Origin of the sequence: Streptomyces sp. NPDC058459 (genome assembly GCF_042721685.1) — a bacterium.
Classification (GTDB): Bacteria; Actinomycetota; Actinomycetes; order Streptomycetales; family Streptomycetaceae; genus Streptomyces.
In genome coordinates this window covers 1-14,515 of sequence record NZ_JBHXLV010000060.1, presented here as the reverse complement: position 1 = coordinate 14,515, position 14,515 = coordinate 1, and the positions used below count along the sequence as shown (strand labels likewise).

15 protein-coding genes are annotated in these 14,515 nt (G+C 73.4%); 4 read left to right on the top strand and 11 right to left on the bottom strand.

The window, feature by feature from the left end; all coding sequences use genetic code 11:
- Nucleotides 1-20: 20 nt before the first annotated feature.
- From ACFWN1_RS14165 to ACFWN1_RS14145, 5 genes are all read right to left on the bottom strand, one after another.
- A complete protein-coding gene (locus ACFWN1_RS14165; RefSeq protein ID WP_384361119.1) occupies nt 21-2,231 on the bottom strand; it encodes a putative bifunctional diguanylate cyclase/phosphodiesterase in 2,211 nt (736 codons plus the stop codon).
- A gap of 260 nt (nt 2,232-2,491) precedes the next feature.
- Nucleotides 2,492-4,687, bottom strand: coding sequence for an NAD-dependent DNA ligase LigA (ligA, locus tag ACFWN1_RS14160; RefSeq protein ID WP_384361116.1), 2,196 nt, complete (start codon nt 4,685-4,687; stop codon nt 2,492-2,494).
- Nucleotides 4,688-4,702: 15 nt separating this feature from the next.
- A complete protein-coding gene (locus tag ACFWN1_RS14155) occupies nt 4,703-5,710 on the bottom strand; it encodes a methionine synthase (RefSeq protein ID WP_384361113.1) in 1,008 nt (335 codons plus the stop codon).
- A 34-nt stretch (nt 5,711-5,744) separates the two neighbouring features.
- Nucleotides 5,745-6,443: an SDR family oxidoreductase gene (locus ACFWN1_RS14150; RefSeq protein ID WP_384361110.1), complete on the bottom strand. Its 699-nt coding sequence runs from the start codon at nt 6,441-6,443 to the stop codon at nt 5,745-5,747.
- Between the two features lie 7 nt (nt 6,444-6,450).
- Nucleotides 6,451-6,990, bottom strand: a complete 540-nt coding sequence (locus ACFWN1_RS14145) for a TIGR00730 family Rossman fold protein (protein WP_384361107.1) — start codon at nt 6,988-6,990, stop codon at nt 6,451-6,453.
- A gap of 51 nt (nt 6,991-7,041) precedes the next feature.
- Here ACFWN1_RS14145 and ACFWN1_RS14140 point away from each other — a divergent pair, with 51 nt between their 5' ends.
- Complete coding sequence (locus tag ACFWN1_RS14140) at nt 7,042-7,365, top strand: DUF427 domain-containing protein (RefSeq protein WP_384361104.1); 324 nt, start codon at nt 7,042-7,044, stop codon at nt 7,363-7,365.
- Nucleotides 7,366-7,426: 61 nt separating this feature from the next.
- Nucleotides 7,427-8,209, top strand: a complete 783-nt coding sequence (locus tag ACFWN1_RS14135) for an alpha/beta fold hydrolase (RefSeq protein WP_384361101.1) — start codon at nt 7,427-7,429, stop codon at nt 8,207-8,209.
- A gap of 130 nt (nt 8,210-8,339) precedes the next feature.
- Here ACFWN1_RS14135 and mnmA read toward each other — a convergent pair whose 3' ends face one another.
- Nucleotides 8,340-9,464: a tRNA 2-thiouridine(34) synthase MnmA gene (mnmA, locus tag ACFWN1_RS14130; protein ID WP_384361098.1), complete on the bottom strand. Its 1,125-nt coding sequence runs from the start codon at nt 9,462-9,464 to the stop codon at nt 8,340-8,342.
- Nucleotides 9,465-9,560: 96 nt separating this feature from the next.
- Between mnmA and ACFWN1_RS14125 the strand changes: the two genes are divergently transcribed.
- Nucleotides 9,561-10,235, top strand: coding sequence for an N-acetylmuramoyl-L-alanine amidase (locus tag ACFWN1_RS14125; protein WP_384361095.1), 675 nt, complete (start codon nt 9,561-9,563; stop codon nt 10,233-10,235).
- Here the strand turns inward: ACFWN1_RS14125 and ACFWN1_RS14120 are convergent.
- The 3 genes from ACFWN1_RS14120 to ACFWN1_RS14110 all read right to left on the bottom strand — a co-directional run bounded on the left by ACFWN1_RS14120 (nt 10,232) and on the right by ACFWN1_RS14110 (nt 11,960).
- A complete protein-coding gene (locus tag ACFWN1_RS14120) occupies nt 10,232-11,401 on the bottom strand; it encodes a cysteine desulfurase family protein (protein ID WP_384361092.1) in 1,170 nt (389 codons plus the stop codon). The two genes, ACFWN1_RS14125 and ACFWN1_RS14120, sit on opposite strands and share 4 nt — an antisense overlap.
- 78 nt (nt 11,402-11,479) lie before the next feature.
- Nucleotides 11,480-11,758, bottom strand: coding sequence for a DUF4190 domain-containing protein (locus tag ACFWN1_RS14115; protein WP_384361089.1), 279 nt, complete (start codon nt 11,756-11,758; stop codon nt 11,480-11,482).
- A gap of 37 nt (nt 11,759-11,795) precedes the next feature.
- Nucleotides 11,796-11,960, bottom strand: a complete 165-nt coding sequence (locus ACFWN1_RS14110) for a hypothetical protein (protein ID WP_384361086.1) — start codon at nt 11,958-11,960, stop codon at nt 11,796-11,798.
- Between the two features lie 119 nt (nt 11,961-12,079).
- Between ACFWN1_RS14110 and ACFWN1_RS14105 the strand changes: the two genes are divergently transcribed.
- The gene (locus tag ACFWN1_RS14105; RefSeq protein WP_384361083.1) at nt 12,080-12,757 is read left to right on the top strand and encodes a TetR family transcriptional regulator; all 678 of its coding nucleotides are present in this window, start codon (nt 12,080-12,082) and stop codon (nt 12,755-12,757) included.
- Nucleotides 12,758-12,769: 12 nt separating this feature from the next.
- Here ACFWN1_RS14105 and ACFWN1_RS14100 read toward each other — a convergent pair whose 3' ends face one another.
- Together ACFWN1_RS14100 and ACFWN1_RS14095 are read right to left on the bottom strand one after the other, a co-directional pair.
- Nucleotides 12,770-13,630, bottom strand: a complete 861-nt coding sequence (locus ACFWN1_RS14100) for a thioesterase family protein (protein WP_384361080.1) — start codon at nt 13,628-13,630, stop codon at nt 12,770-12,772.
- Nucleotides 13,631-13,709: 79 nt separating this feature from the next.
- A complete protein-coding gene (locus tag ACFWN1_RS14095) occupies nt 13,710-14,369 on the bottom strand; it encodes a trimeric intracellular cation channel family protein (RefSeq protein ID WP_384361077.1) in 660 nt (219 codons plus the stop codon).
- Nucleotides 14,370-14,515 lie beyond the last annotated feature (146 nt).

Below are 14,515 nucleotides of genomic sequence, written 5' to 3'. Positions count from 1 at the left end.
CCGCTGGGTCGGCCGGCGGCTCACTCCCCCGCTGGAAGCGCCGCGCGCGGCCGCTGCCAGCCTCTCGGGCCCCGCGCCTTCAGCCAGGCCGTGGTCTCCTCCGGAGGCATCGCGGCGGCCACCAGCCAGCCCTGTACGGCGTCGCAGCGCAGGTCGCGCAGGTGCTCCCAGGTCTCGTCGTCCTCCACGCCCTCGGCGACGACCACCAGGCCCAGGGAGTGCGCGAGGTCCACCGTGCAGCGGACGATCGCCGCGTCCTCGGCGTCCACCGCGAGCCGGGCCACGAAGGAGCGGTCGATCTTGAGTTCGCTGACCGGCAGCCGCCGCAGGTGGACCAGGGACGAGTAGCCGGTGCCGAAGTCGTCCAGGGACATCTTCACGCCGTGTCCGGCGAGCGCGGCCAGGGTGTCGGCGGCCCGCTGCGGGTCCTCCAGCAGCACATGCTCGGTGATCTCCAGCTGGAGCGCCCCCGCCGGGACCCCGTGCCGGGCCAGCCGGGCGGCGACGGAACCGGCGAAGCCGGGGGTGTGCACGTCGCGCGGGGAGACGTTCACCGCGACCGGCACCCTGAGCCCCTGTTCGCGCCAGCGGGCCACCTGGGCGAGCGCGGTCTCCAGGACGTACTCGGTGAGGTGCGGCATCAGCCCGGAGGACTCGGCTATCGCTATGAACTCGTCCGGCGGCACCTTCCCCCGCTCCGGGTGCACCCAGCGCACCAGTGCCTCCAGGCCGGCCACCTGGCCGTCGAAGCGGACCTTGGGCTGGTAGTGCAGCTGGACCTCGTGCGCGTCCAGCGCCCGGCGCAGATCGCCCAGCAGGGCGAGGCGGTCCGGGGTGTTGGAGTCCCGCTTGGACTCGTACGCCTCCACGCCGGTGCGGTCCCGCTTGGCCTGGTACATCGCCACGTCCGCGCGGCGCAGCATGTCCTCGGCGTCCAGCGCGTGGTCGGGGAAGACGGCGACGCCCGCGCTGGCCTCCAGCACGAGCGTGAGTCCGTCGAGGTCGAGGGGTGAGCCGAGCGCGGTGACCAGGCCGCGCGCGATGCGGGTGGCCGACGTGGTGGAGTCGGCCACGGGAAGTAAGACCGCGAACTCGTCCCCGCCGAGCCGTGCGGCCTCCGCCCCGCGCGGCAGGGCGTTCCGCAGCCGGTCGGCGATCTGCAACAGCAACCGGTCCCCGGCGAGATGGCCGAGGGTGTCGTTGACCGACCGGAAGCGGTCGAGGTCGATCAGCATCAACGCCGAGCGGGCGCCGATGCGTTCGGCGTCGTCGAGCGCGGTCCAGATCCGCTCCAGCAGCCACTGCCGGTTGGGCAGTCCGGTCAGCGGGTCGCGCAACTGCTCCTCCGCGCGGGCCCGCGCCATCCACAGGGTGGAGTCCACCGCGATCAGCGGGACGGCGAACAGCGGCAGCAGCACCGGCCGGGCGTCGGCGACCACGCACACCAGGGGCGCGATGCCGAGCAGCGCGATGGCGACCAGTCCCTGCCGGACCAGCGCGGTACGGGCGACGGTGGGCACCCCGCCCGCGCGCGGGGCGTGCAAGTACCGCGACAGCCCCCGGCTGACGACGAGATACGCCCCCGCCGCGCACACCACCGCGGGGACGGCGCCCAGGTCCCAGCCGCCGGGCCGCCAGGGCTCCTCCACGCTGCCCACCCGGCCGAAGGCGCCGAGTACCAGGGCTCCGGCACCGACGCCGAGGATGTCCGTCGCGCCGTACATCAGGCCCTGGCGCCAGCAGTTGCGCCGGGCCACGCCGACCAGGGCGACGACGGTGAGGCTGACCAGTCCGGCCGGGACCCAGCCGTACAGCAGCAGTGTGGCGAGGGTGAGCGTGGCGCCGGAGGCGGTGCCGCCGCCCCAGCGGGCCCGGCCCAGCATGACGAGATGGCCGACGACGAGTCCGGTGAGCAGCGCCAGCGCCCATCCGGCCGGGCCGGCGGGGAAGAGCGCGTGGCCGCCGGTGAAGGCGCCGTAGAGTCCGGCGCCGAGGGCCAGCGCGGCCGCCGCGGCGGGCAACGCTGGTGTCCGCAGCCGCTGTTGGGGGTCCTGTGGTGGGGTGCGGTCGGTGGTGAGCGGCACCGCCGCGTGCGGATCGACGCCGTCGGCGCCCGGGTTCGGCCCCGCGCGGTCCTTGCCGCGTCCGGTCCACCGGTTCCCCCGCCACGCGCCCGCGCGGCGGCGCGGGCGCTGCCGTGAGCCGGGGGCGACGCTCTCGGTCGGTTCCATACCCGTCCCTCTCACAGCCGGCGGTGCCCACCCCACGCGGCCCTAGCCCCGAGGACCGTCAGCGGCTCGGCGGTGGAAAGCCCTTCCCCGTGCCGGCTGTCGGGCACGGGGATGCACCGGCCGCGGCTGGGCACGGCGGGCGCACCCCTCAACAGTAGGCCGCGGAGGGCTTCCTAGGGCAGCGGTCGTGGACGGTGGCCCGAATGCGTACGGGCCACCCGTATGCATCTGGTATGCGCCGTACGGGTGGCGTTCAATCGCTACTCCCCGGTCGGAAGCGCGACTTCGGCCGCCGCCTCGGGTCCGCGCTCCAGCAGGACGGCGAATCCGGCCTCGTCCAGCACCGGCACCTTGAGCTGCGTCGCCTTGTCGTACTTGGAGCCGGGGTTGTCGCCGACGACCACGAACGAGGTCTTCTTGGAGACGGAACCGGTCACCTTCGCGCCCTGGTTCTGCAGCGCGTCCTTGGCGCCGTCCCGGGTGAAGTTCTCCAGCGTGCCGGTGACGACGACGGTCATCCCCTCCAGCGGGCGCGGGCCCTCGTCCTCGCCGGTGGTCTCGTCCTCCAGCGGGACCCCGGCCGCCTTCCACTTGCGCACGATCTCGCGGTGCCAGTCCTCGGCGAACCACTCCTTGAGCGCGGCGGCGATGATGGGGCCGACGCCGTCGGTGGCGGCCAGTTCCTCCTCCGTGGCCGCTTCGATGCGGTCGACGGACCGGAACTCGCGGGCGAGCGCCTGTGCGGCGACGGGACCGACATGACGGATGGACAGGCCGTTGATGAACCGGGCGAGCGGGCGCCGCTTGGCCGCCTCGATGTGCTCCAGCAGGGAGAGGGTGTTCTTCTTCGGCTCGCCCTTCTGGTTGGCGAAGACGGTGACGACCTTCTCCTCGCCGGTCTTCGGGTCGCGCTTGGGCAGTCCGCTGTCGGGGTCGAGCACATGCGCCTTGATGGGCAGCAGCTTCTCCACCGTCAGGTCGAACAGGTCGCCCTCGTCCGCCAGGGGCGCGTCGGCGGGCCCAAGCGGCCGGGTGAGCGCGGCGGCGGCGACCCCGCCGAAGTGCTCGATGTCCAGGCACTCGCGCCCCGCGAGGTAGGCGACCCGCTCGCGCAACTGGGCCGGGCAGGTGCGGCCGTTGGGGCAGCGGAGGTCGATGTCGCCCTCCTTCATCGGGCGCAGCGCGGTGTCGCACTCGGGGCAGTGCGTCGGCATCACGAACTCCCGCTCGCTGCCGTCCCTGAGGTCGGCGACGGGCCCGAGGATCTCCGGGATGACATCACCGGCCTTGCGCAGCACCACGGTGTCCCCGATGAGCACGCCCTTGGCCTTGACGACCTCCTGGTTGTGCAGGGTGGCGAACTCGACCTCGCTGCCCGCGACCGTGACCGGCTCGACCTGGGCGAACGGGGTGACGCGCCCGGTGCGGCCGACGCCCACCTTGATGTCGATCAGCTTGGTGTTGACCTCCTCCGGCGCGTACTTGTACGCGATGGCCCAGCGCGGGGCGCGCGCGGTGGAGCCGAGCCGGCCCTGCAGGCGGATCTCGTCGAGCTTGACGACCACGCCGTCGATCTCGTGGTCCACCGAGTGCCGGTGCTCGCCGTAGTACGCGATGAACTCCCGTGCGCCGTCGAGGCCGTCGACCACGCGGTTGTGCGGGGAGGTGGGCAGGCCCCAGGTCTTCAGCAGGCCGTACGCCTCGGACAGCCGGGTCAGGCCGGTGAAGCCCTGGTGGGCGCCGATGCCGTGGACGACCATGTGCAGCGGGCGGCCCGCGGTGACGCGGGGGTCCTTCTGGCGGAGTGAACCGGCGGCCGCGTTGCGGGGGTTGGCGAAGGGCTTGTCCCCGGCGGCGACCAGGCGCTCGTTCAGCTCCAGGAACTTGTCCATCGGGAAGTAGACCTCGCCGCGGATCTCCACGAGGTCGGGTACCCGGTCGCCGTGGAGGCGCTCGGGGATGTCGGTGATGGTGCGGACGTTGGGCGTGATGTCCTCGCCGGTGCGGCCGTCGCCCCGGGTGGCGGCGCGGGTGAGCCGGCCGTGCTCGTAGGTGAGGTTGACGGCGAGGCCGTCGACCTTCAGCTCACACAGGAAGTGGTAGGTCTGCTCGCCCAGTTCGCGGGCGATGCGGTCGGCCCAGGCGGCGAGTTCCTCGTCGTTGAAGGTGTTGTCCAGGGACAGCATCCGCTCGCGGTGCGCGACCGCGGTGAACTCGGTCTCGTAGGACCCGGCGACCTTCTGGGTGGGCGAGTCCGGGGTGCGCAGCTCCGGGAACTCCTCCTCCAGGGCCTCCAGGGTCTTCAGGAGCTGGTCGAACTCCGCGTCGCTGACGACGGGAGCGTCCTTCACGTAGTACCGGAAGCGGTGCTCCTCGACCTGCTCCGCGAGCCGCCCGTGCCTCTCGCGCGCCTCGGCGGGCACCGCCGTCGTCGCCGCTTGCTTGTCGCCGGCCACCGTAGTGTCCTCCCGTCACTCAGGGTTGTCCGCGAGGGACCTCGCCGCCCGGACGCAGTGGGCGAGCGCCTGGCGGGCGTAGGCGGGGGAAGCACCCGCGAGACCGCACGAGGGCGTGACCGTGACCGCCTCCGCGAGCAGCCCCAGTCGCAGCCCCAGCCTGCGCCACAGCGTCCTGACACCCATGACGCTACCGGCAGGGTCTGACAATGCCCCGTCCGTCCCCGGCACGACACCGGCGAACAGCCGGGTGCCGCCCTCCACCGCCTCGCCGATCGCGTCGTCGTCACGCTCGGTGAGAAGGGCGAAGTCGAAGGAGACGGCGTCGGTGCCCGCCCGGCGCAGCAGCGCGAACGGCACATCGGGGGCGCAGGAGTGCACGACGGTGGGACCGGTGCCGCTCGCGCCGAGCACCTCGCGCAGCCCGGACTCGACCACCTGCCGGTCCACGGCCCGGTGGGTGCGGTAGCCGCTGGCCGTCTTGATCTGTCCGCGCAGTACGGCGGTGAGGGAGGGCTCGTCCAGCTGGAGCACCACCCGGGCGCCGGGGACCCGCCGGCGGACGTCGGCGAGGTGGGTGCGCAGGCCCTCGGCGAGCGAGCCGGTGAGGTCGCGGCAGGCGCCGGGGTCGGACAGCACCGCCTCGCCGTTACGGAGTTCCAGCGCGGCGGCGAGCGTCCAGGGGCCGACCGCCTGCACCTTGAGGTCGCCCTCGTAGCCCTGGGTGAACTCCTCCAGGGCGTCGAGGTCCTGGCGCAGCCACGCGTGCGCGCGCCGGGTGTCGCGGCCGGGCCGGTCGGACAGCCGCCAGCCGCTGGGCTCCACGCGCGCGTACAGCTCGACGAGCATCCCGGCGGTGCGGCCGGTCATGTCGGCGCCGGGGCCGCGCGCGGGCAGCTCGGCGAGGTACGGGAAGTCCTCCAGGCTGCCGGTGACGGTCCTGGCTGCCTCGCGCGCGTCCTCGCCGGGCAGCGAGCCGACGCCGGTGGCCGCGGGGAAGGTGACCTGGGTTTTCTCACTCACCCCGGCAGGGTATGCCGTACGGCGGTCGGGCGCGTCAGCGGCCGGGGCGCACGGTCAGGTCGTTGATCTCGGCGTCCCGGGGCAGGTCGAGGGCGAGCAGGATCGTGTCGGCGACCGACTCGGGGTCGATGAACCGCGCGGGGTCGTACTCCTTGCCCTCCTGCTGGTGCACCTTGGCCTGCATGGGGCTGGCGGTGCGTCCGGGGTAGACGGAGGTGACCCGGACGCCGCCCGCGTGCTCCTCGTGGCGCAGCGCGTCCGCGAGGGCCTTGAGCCCGTGCTTGGAGGCGGCGTACGCGGACCAGCCCGCGTGGGCGTCGAGTCCGGCGCCGGAGTTGACGAAGACGACCTGGCCGCGGGCGGCGCGGAGCTGGGGCAGGAGGTGCCGGGTCAGCTCGGCCGGCGCGATCAGGTTCACGTTGAGCTGGTGGTGCCAGGACTTGGGGGTGAGGTCACCGATGTCGCCGAGGTCCACGACCCCGGCGATGTGCAGCAGCGAGTCCACGCGGTCCGGCAGCGACTGGTGGGAGAAGGCCCAGGACAGCCGGCCGGGGTCGGCGAGGTCGCCCACCAGGGTGCGGGCGCCGGGGAACTCGGCCGCCAGCTCCTTGGCGCGGGCCGCGTCGCGCGCGTGCAGTACGAGGTCGTCCCCGCGCGCGTGCAGACGGCGGGCGACGGCGGCGCCGATGCCGGACCCGGCACCGGTGATCACATGAGTAGCCATGCCCGCCATGGTCGCATCAGCCCGTGGTGAGGGACTCCTCCAGGTGGGCCAGGGCGGCGGCCGGCCTGTCGGCGAAGAACATCAGCTCCGACAGCGGGCGCGGCAGGAAGCCCTCGGCCTCCATGCGGCGGAACTGCTGCTCCAGGCCGTCGTAGAAGCCGGCGGTGTTGAGCAGCACCACGGGCTTGGTGGTGCGGCCGTGCTTCTTCAGCTCCAGGATCTCGGTGGCCTCGTCCAGGGTGCCGGTGCCGCCGACCATGATGGCCACGGCGTCGGCCCTGTCCAGCAGCAGCCTCTTGCGCTCGGCGAGGTCGGCGGCGATCAGCATCTCGTCCGCGCCGGGTCGGGCGACCGCCGACAGGAACTCCACGGAGACGCCCACGAGCCTGCCTCCGGCCTCCTGCACGCCGTCGGCGACGACCTTCATCAGACCGGAGTCCGAGCCGCCCCAGACGAGCGTGTGGCCTCTCTCGCCGATCAGCTTCCCGAACTCCCGCGCGGGGGTCGTGTAGCGCTCGTCGAGGTCGGCGGCGGAGAGGAAGACACAGATGTTCACGCCGCCCACGGTACGCGGGAACATCGGCGGCCCCGCGCGCGCTGTCCAGGTATGGCACACGGACACACGATCACCATCGAAGAGGGCGAGCAGCATGTGCGCGTCGTACACGACGGCCAGTTGCTCGCGGAGACCGATCGCCCCCTGGTCCTGCACGAGACGGGCTGTCCGCCCCGGTACTACCTCCCCGCCGAGGACGTCCGGCTGGAACTGCTGACCCCGTCGGACACCCGCACCGACTGCCCTTTCAAGGGCACCGCGTCCTACTGGTCGCTGCCGGACGCGCCCGACCTGGTGTGGGCGTACCCGGACCCGAAACCGGAGGTGGCCCGGATCAAGGACCACTACTGCTTCTACGGCCCCGAAGTGGCCTGACCGCACGGCGCGCCGTGTCGCGACCGGTGAGCGCGGCGGCCGTACGGCAGTCTCCACGGGCATGGACAAGAAGACGACTTCCCTCGACGGCACCTCTCTCGCGTACCGCGTGACCGGCGAGGGGCCCACGGTGATCCTGGTGAGCGGCGCGATGTCCACCGGGCTCACGCTCGCCCCGCTGGCGGCGGCGCTCGCGGACCGCTGCCGGGCAGTCGTCTACGACCGGCGGGGCCGGGGCGCGAGCGGTGACACCGTGCCGTACGCGGTGGAGCGCGAGGTGGAGGATCTGGCCGCGCTGACGGCGGCCGTGGGCGGCGAGGCGGCACTGTTCGGGGTGTCGTCGGGCGGCGCGCTGTCGCTGCTGGCGGCCGCGAGCGGCCTGCCGGTCACCCGGCTGGCGGTGTACGAGGTGCCGTTCAACGACTTCCTGCCGGAGGGCCCGGAGCGGCAGGTGGCGTACGCGGCGGCCCTGGACGTGGCGCTGGCGGCGGGCGACCGGGGCGCGGCGGCGGAGCTGTTCCTGCGGCTGACCGGGCTGGCCGAGGAGATGATCCAGCGGGCCCGCCAGTCCCCCATGTGGCCGGGCCTGGAACTGCTCGCACCGAGCCTCGCTCACGACGCGGCCCTGATGGGCGACGGGCTGCTCCCGGCGGAGCTGCCGGCCCGGGTCCCGGTGCCGGTGCTGTCGATCGCGGGCAGCGTGAGCGCGCAGTGGGTCCGCGAGGGCGCCCGGGTGGTCGCGGAGGCGGTGCCGGACGGGACGTACGCGGTCCTGGAGGGGCAGACCCACGCGGTGGAGCCGACCGCCCTCGCACCGGTACTGGCCGACTTCTTCACGGGCTGAGGCGGGCTGGGCGGTCCGGGCGGGGTGGGCAGGGTGGGTGGGCCGACGTGAGGCCGGCCGGGGTGAGCCCGGCGGACGTTGGTCCAGCCGACGTGCGCCCAGCCGACGTGCGCCCCGCCGGGTGCCTGGCTCAGACCGTGGCGGTCGTGGCGCGGGTCGTGGTGGCGATGGTCGCGGAGCCGACCACGCGCGTGCCGTCGTACAGCACGATCGCCTGGCCGGGGGCGACGCCCCGGACGGGCTCGGTGAAGGTGACGCGCAGTTCGCCGTCCACCAGTTCGGCGCCGACCTCGGTCTCGCCGCCGTGGGCGCGCAGCTGGGCGGTGTAGGTGCCGGGGCCCTCGGGGGCGGTGCCGCACCAGCGGGGCTTGATCGCGGTGAGCGCGGTGACGTCGAGGGCGGCGGCGGGGCCGACGGTGACGGTGTTGGTGACCGGGGAGATGTCCAGAACGTAGCGCGGCTTGCCGTCGGGGGCCGGCGTGCCCAGGCGCAGGCCCTTGCGCTGGCCGATGGTGTACCCGTACGCGCCCTCGTGGGTGCCGAGGCGGTTGCCGTCCTCGTCGACGATGTCGCCCTCGGCCCTGCCGAGCCGGCCGGCGAGGAAGCCCTGGGTGTCGCCGTCGGCGATGAAGCAGATGTCGTGCGAGTCGGGCTTCCTGGCGACGGCCAGGCCCCGCCGCTCGGCCTCGGCGCGGATCTCGTCCTTGGTGGTGACGGTGTCCCCGAGCGGGAACAGGGCGTGCGCGAGCTGGCGGTCGTCCAGTACGCCTAGCACGTAGGACTGGTCCTTGGCCATGTCGGAGGCGCGGTGCAGCTCGCGGTTGCCGTCCGCGTCGACCAGCACCTTGGCGTAGTGGCCGGTGCAGACCGCGTCGAAGCCGAGGGCGAGCGCCTTGTCCAGCAGCGCGGCGAACTTGATCTTCTCGTTGCAGCGCAGGCAGGGGTTGGGGGTGCGGCCGGCCTCGTACTCCGCGATGAAGTCCTCGACCACGTCCTCGCGGAAGCGGTCGGCGAGGTCCCAGACGTAGAACGGGATGCCGATGACGTCGGCGGCGCGGCGGGCGTCGCGGGAGTCCTCGATGGTGCAGCAGCCCCGCGCTCCGGTACGGAACGATTGCGGGTTCGCGGAGAGCGCGAGGTGGACACCGGTCACGTCGTGACCGGCTTCCGCGGCACGCGCGGCGGCGACGGCGGAGTCCACGCCACCGGACATGGCGGCGAGGACACGGAGGGGGCGCGGCGAGGTCTCAGTCATAGCCCTTCCAGGGTACGGGGCGGCGGGAACCGGGAACGCCGGGTGTGCGTTGGTGGTCAGGAGGGGTTCGGCGGAATCGGGGCGTACGGGGTGGAGATGGACGACGGGGATCGCAGACTGGGCCGGCGCGCGCTGATCGTCGGCGGTGCGGTGGCCGCGGCGGGGGCGGCGGTACTGGCGCACGACGAGCTGGCGCGGCTGTACTGGCGTCTGCCGGGCGTGGAGCGGGCGCGGGTGCCGGGCGCGGTGGACTTCGCGGGCGCCCGCTGGGTGGCGGCCTCCCCCGCGAACTACCGGCACGCGGACCGCCCGGACGACTACCCGGTGGACCGGGTGGTGGTCCATGTCACCCAGGGCGGGTACGCGTCGGCGGTGAAGGTCTTCCAGGACCCGGCGCACCAGGCCGCGGCGCACTACATCGTGCGCGCGGACGGCCGGGTGACCCAGCTCATCCGGGAGCTGGACGTGGCCTTCCACGCGGGCAACCGCTCCTTCAACGAGCGCAGTGTGGGCATCGAGCACGTCGGCTTCGTGGACGACCCGAAGTCGTTCACCGACGCGATGTACGCCTCCTCGGCCCGCCTGACGGCCGCCATATGCGCGCGCTACGGCATGCCGGTGGACCGCGAGCACATCATCGGCCACGTCGAGGTGCCGGGCACCGACCACACGGACCCCGGCCCGCACTGGGACTGGGACCGCTACATACGCCTGGCGCGCGGTGCGCGTACGGCGCTCGACAGGACGTCGGCCGCGAAGACCCCGGCCTAGACGAGCCCGGCCGCGCGGGCACGTTCCACTGCGGGGCCGATGGACTTGGCGACGGCGTCCACGTCGTCCTGGGTGGAGGTGTGGCCGAGCGAGAAGCGCAGGGTGCCGCGGGCCAGGTCGGGGTCGGTGCCGGTGGCGAGGAGGACGTGGCTGGGCTGGGCGACGCCCGCGGTGCAGGCGGAGCCGGTGGAGCACTCGATGCCCTGGGCGTCCAGCAGCAGGAGCAGGGAGTCGCCCTCGCAGCCGGGGAAGGTGAAGTGCGCGTTGGCGGGCAGCCGGCCGCCGGGGGCCGGGTCGCCGCCGAGCAGGGCGTCCGGGACGGCGGCGCGTACGGCCTCCACAAGGCGGTCGCGCAGGGCGCCGATCTCGTGGGCGAACCACTCCTGTCGTTCGGCGGCGAGGCGTCCGGCTACCGCGAAGGAGGCGATGGCGGACACGTCCAGCGTGCCGGAGCGGACATGGCGCTCCTGGCCGCCGCCGTGCAGCACGGGTACGGGGCTGTGCTCGCGGCCGAGCAGCAGGGCGCCGATGCCGTAGGGGCCGCCGATCTTGTGGCCGGAGACGGTCATCGCGGCGAGCCCGGAGGCGGCGAAGTCGACCGGTACCTGGCCGAACGCCTGCACCGCGTCGGCGTGCAGCGGCACCCCGAACTCGGCGGCCACACCGGCGAGTTCACGAACCGGCAGCAAGGTGCCGATCTCGTTGTTGGCCCACATCACGGTGGCCAGCGCGACATCGTCGGGGTCGCGGGCGATGGCCTCGCGCAGCACCTCGGGGTGGACCCGGCCGAACGCGTCGACGGGGAGGTACTCGACGGTGGCGCCCTCGTGCTCGCTCAGCCAGTGGACCGCGTCCAGCACGGCGTGGTGCTCGACGGGGCTGGCCAGCACCCGGGTCCGGTTCGGGTCGGCGGCGCGGCGGGACCAGTACAGGCCCTTGACCGCGAGGTTGTCGGCCTCGGTGCCGCCCGAGGTGAACACCACCTCGCTGGGGCGGGCGCCGAGGGCCTCGGCGAGGGTTTCACGGGACTCCTCGACGGTGCGGCGGGCCCGGCGGCCGGAAGCGTGCAGGGAGGACGCGTTGCCGGTGACGCTCAGCTGGGCGGTCAGCGCCCGCACCGCCTCGGGGAGCATCGGAGTCGTGGCCGCGTGGTCGAGGTAAGCCATGGTGACGCCGATTCTACGGGCCTCGCGGAGGCGGACCCGGCCCGGTGCCGGTGCGGTGCCGGTGCCGGCGCCGGTTCCTCACAGACTCCAGGACACGGTGTCGGTCAGCCGCATGGCGCAGACCAGGACGACGAGGTCGGCCACGCCGAGGGCCATGCCGAGGAAGGCGCGGCCCCGGCGGCGGGTGCCGCGCCACAGGGAGACGCCCGCGAGGACGATGGCGACGGGGCCCAGGAAGAGGTTGAGGACGAGCAGCCCGAGCAGCCCGAGGACGAAGGACGCGACGGCCATGCCGTCGGCGTCGCGCGGGCGCGGCCTCGCCGGGACGTGACCGGCGGCAGGTGCGGTGAGACGCATGGTGCTCAGCTCCTGGTGGTCGGTGCGGGCGGGCGGGTCAGCGGGTGGTGGTGCGACGGCGGCCGTGGCGCTCGCGGACGGCGAAGACGAAGAGCCAGACGCCGATCGAGGCGGCGAGGGCGGCACTGACCGGCAGCGGTACGTGGGCCACGGTGCCGAGCGCGACACCGAGGAGCATGAGTGCGGCGACGAGGAACAGCATGGTTTCGATCCCCCTCAGGGACGACTCGGTGAACAGTTGTAGAAACACTTGTTCACTGAGTCCGAGTCTAACCCTCGCACGGCTTTCCAATTCCGGAGAACAGTTGTTGACTGGATGACATGAGTCACACCCTCGGCATCCGGCAGGCGCAGAAGCAGAAGACCCGTCAGGCGTTCCTGGACGCGGCGCTGGAGCTGCTGGAGGAGCAGAGCCTGAGCAGTCTGGGGCTGCGCGAGGTGACCCGCGCCGCGGGGGTGGCGCCGACCGCGTTCTACCGGCACTTCCGCTCCACCGAGGATCTGGGGGTGGCCCTGGTCGACGAGGCGCTGGGCAGCCTGCACCCGATGGTGGGGCCGACCGTGTCGGCGGCGAACGACTCCGAGGAACGCATCGGCCGCGCGGTCGAGCTGATCGACCAGCACGTACGGGCCTTCCCGGCGCACGTCCGCTTCATCGCCCGCGAGCGGCACGGCGGGGTGCAGCCGGTGCGCGAGGCCATCCGGGACCAGCTCGCGCGCTTCACCGAGGAGGTGAAGGCCGAACTGGCCGAGGACCGCGCGTCGGAGGGCTGGGGGGACGACGACCTGACGATGCTCGCGCATCTCTACGTCGACCAGATGCTCATCACGGCCCAGCTCTTCCTGGAGGCGCTGGAGGCCCCCCGGGGCGAGTGGGAGCGCGTGACCCGGCTGGCCGTCCGGCAGCTGCGCCTGATCACCCTCGGCAGCAGGCACTGGCTGGACCAGGACCAGGACCCGGCCCCCGCCCTCGCCCCCGCACCCGCACCCGCGCCCTGAGGAACGCGCGGCTCAGCCCAGCCGGACGCGGGCGAGCTGGCGGGACTGCGCGACCAGCCGGTCCTCGCTGTCCCAGACCTCGGCGTCCTCCTCCAGGAAGCCGCCGGCGAGATTCCGGGTGGTGACGGAGACCCGCAGCGGACCCGGCGCGGGCCGGTGCCGTACATGCACGGTCAGTTCGACGGTGGGCACCCAGCCGGTGAGCCCGATCTCGAACGCGGTCGGCGGCAGCGCGTCCACCGCGAGCAGCAGCGAGAAGGGGTCGGCGTCCCGGCCGTCGGCCAGCCCGAACCAGGCCCGCATCTCCCCCTTGCCGGAGGGCGCGCCGACCGCCCAGCCGGCGGTGGCCGGGTCCAGCCTGAGCGTCAGCCGCTCGGTGATGGCCGAGCTGCCGTCGACCGGCGCCGGGCCGTCCTCGGGACCGAGGCACCGCTCCGGCGGCGGGATCGCGGGCGGGGTGGCCGTCGTGCGCACGTCGTCCGGCAGGGCAGCGAGGTCGCCGTAGGAGGCGAGGACACGGATGCGCTCGACCTCGTTGCCCTCGGCGTCGTACTGGAACAGCGACGCCTGGCCGGTGGAGAGGGTGCGGCCGGTGCGCACGGTCTCGGTGCGGATGACCGCCGGACCGGGCCGGGAGGCTGTCAGATAGTGCGCTGAGACGGTGAACGGGTCCGGATGCGGGAGGGTGTCCGCGAGGGCCCGGCCCAGCACGGCCAGCAGATAGCCGCCGTTGACGGCCCTGACGATGGTCCAGCCTGCCGAGAGGTCGGCGTCGTAGATGCCGGGCGCGCGCCGGACGACCGCCGTGTCGCGGTCGAACTCGCTGTCGCCGATCACGGCTCGGGTGGCGGGGACGGAGGCTGCTTCTGGCATGGGTGAACGGTACAACAGCCCATTACTAAGCGGTAGCTTGTGGCGTTTCGGCCAGATGAACAGGGGCCGGCCGAACAGGTCATTCCTCGGTCACGGTGGAGCGGCGGTTCCAGGCGCGCGGCGCCCGCCAGTGGTACTTCATCGCCAGCAGCCGCAGGGCGAACGCGACGGCGGCGGCGAGCCCGCTGGTGACGGAGGTCAGCGCGTCGAAGCGGATGCACAGCACCACCATGCCGGCGCCGACGATCGCGGGCACCGCGTACAGGTCGCGGTCCCAGCGCAGCAGCGAGGGCACCTCGTTGGCCAGCACGTCGCGCAGCACACCGCCGCCGACGGCGGTGGCCAGGCCCAGGGTCGCGGAGGCGGTGAGACCGAGGCCGTGGCTGTACGCCTTGGTGGTGCCGGTGACGCAGAAGAGGCCGAGTCCGGCCGCGTCGAAGACCAGCACCGCCGCCTGGATGCGCTCCACATGAGGGTGCAGGAAGAAGACCATGACCGTGGCGAGCAGCGGAGTGACGAAGAACCCGAGGTCGGTGAAGGCGGCCGGCGGGACCGCCCCGATGATCAGGTCACGGAACAGCCCGCCGCCCAGCGCGGTCACCTCGGCGAGGACGGCCATGCCGAAGACGTCGAAGTTCTTGCGGATGGCCAGCAGGGCGCCGGAGATGGCGAACACGAAGATGCCGATGACATCGAGCGTGTGCTGGACAGAGGGACTGAAGATCTGATCGAGCTGCACCCATACATTCTGACCTGTCGCGGGGTGCGCGCCTTGCGAAGCAAGGCGGGAGGGGCGGGCGGCCGGGGAGCGGGCGGCGCCGGCGGCCTTTTACGAGGGCGCCCTGGGGGTGGCCGCCGCGGGCGGTTTGGCGGCCGAGGCGGGCC

Excerpts from the sequence above, each read along its gene's own strand:
- ACFWN1_RS14165 (WP_384361119.1), bottom strand. The coding sequence starts at position 2,231 with ATGGAACCGACCGAGAGCGTCGCCCCCGGCTCACGGCAGCGCCCGCGC.
- ACFWN1_RS14150 (WP_384361110.1), bottom strand. The coding sequence starts at position 6,443 with ATGGCGGGCATGGCTACTCATGTGATCACCGGTGCCGGGTCCGGCATC.
- ACFWN1_RS14140 (WP_384361104.1), top strand. The coding sequence starts at position 7,042 with ATGGCACACGGACACACGATCACCATCGAAGAGGGCGAGCAGCATGTG.
- ACFWN1_RS14135 (WP_384361101.1), top strand. The coding sequence starts at position 7,427 with ATGGACAAGAAGACGACTTCCCTCGACGGCACCTCTCTCGCGTACCGC.
- mnmA (WP_384361098.1), bottom strand. The coding sequence starts at position 9,464 with ATGACTGAGACCTCGCCGCGCCCCCTCCGTGTCCTCGCCGCCATGTCC.
- ACFWN1_RS14125 (WP_384361095.1), top strand. The coding sequence starts at position 9,561 with ATGGACGACGGGGATCGCAGACTGGGCCGGCGCGCGCTGATCGTCGGC.
- ACFWN1_RS14120 (WP_384361092.1), bottom strand. The coding sequence starts at position 11,401 with ATGGCTTACCTCGACCACGCGGCCACGACTCCGATGCTCCCCGAGGCG.
- ACFWN1_RS14115 (WP_384361089.1), bottom strand. The coding sequence starts at position 11,758 with ATGCGTCTCACCGCACCTGCCGCCGGTCACGTCCCGGCGAGGCCGCGC.
- ACFWN1_RS14110 (WP_384361086.1), bottom strand. The coding sequence starts at position 11,960 with ATGCTGTTCCTCGTCGCCGCACTCATGCTCCTCGGTGTCGCGCTCGGC.
- ACFWN1_RS14105 (WP_384361083.1), top strand. The coding sequence starts at position 12,080 with ATGAGTCACACCCTCGGCATCCGGCAGGCGCAGAAGCAGAAGACCCGT.
- ACFWN1_RS14100 (WP_384361080.1), bottom strand. The coding sequence starts at position 13,630 with ATGCCAGAAGCAGCCTCCGTCCCCGCCACCCGAGCCGTGATCGGCGAC.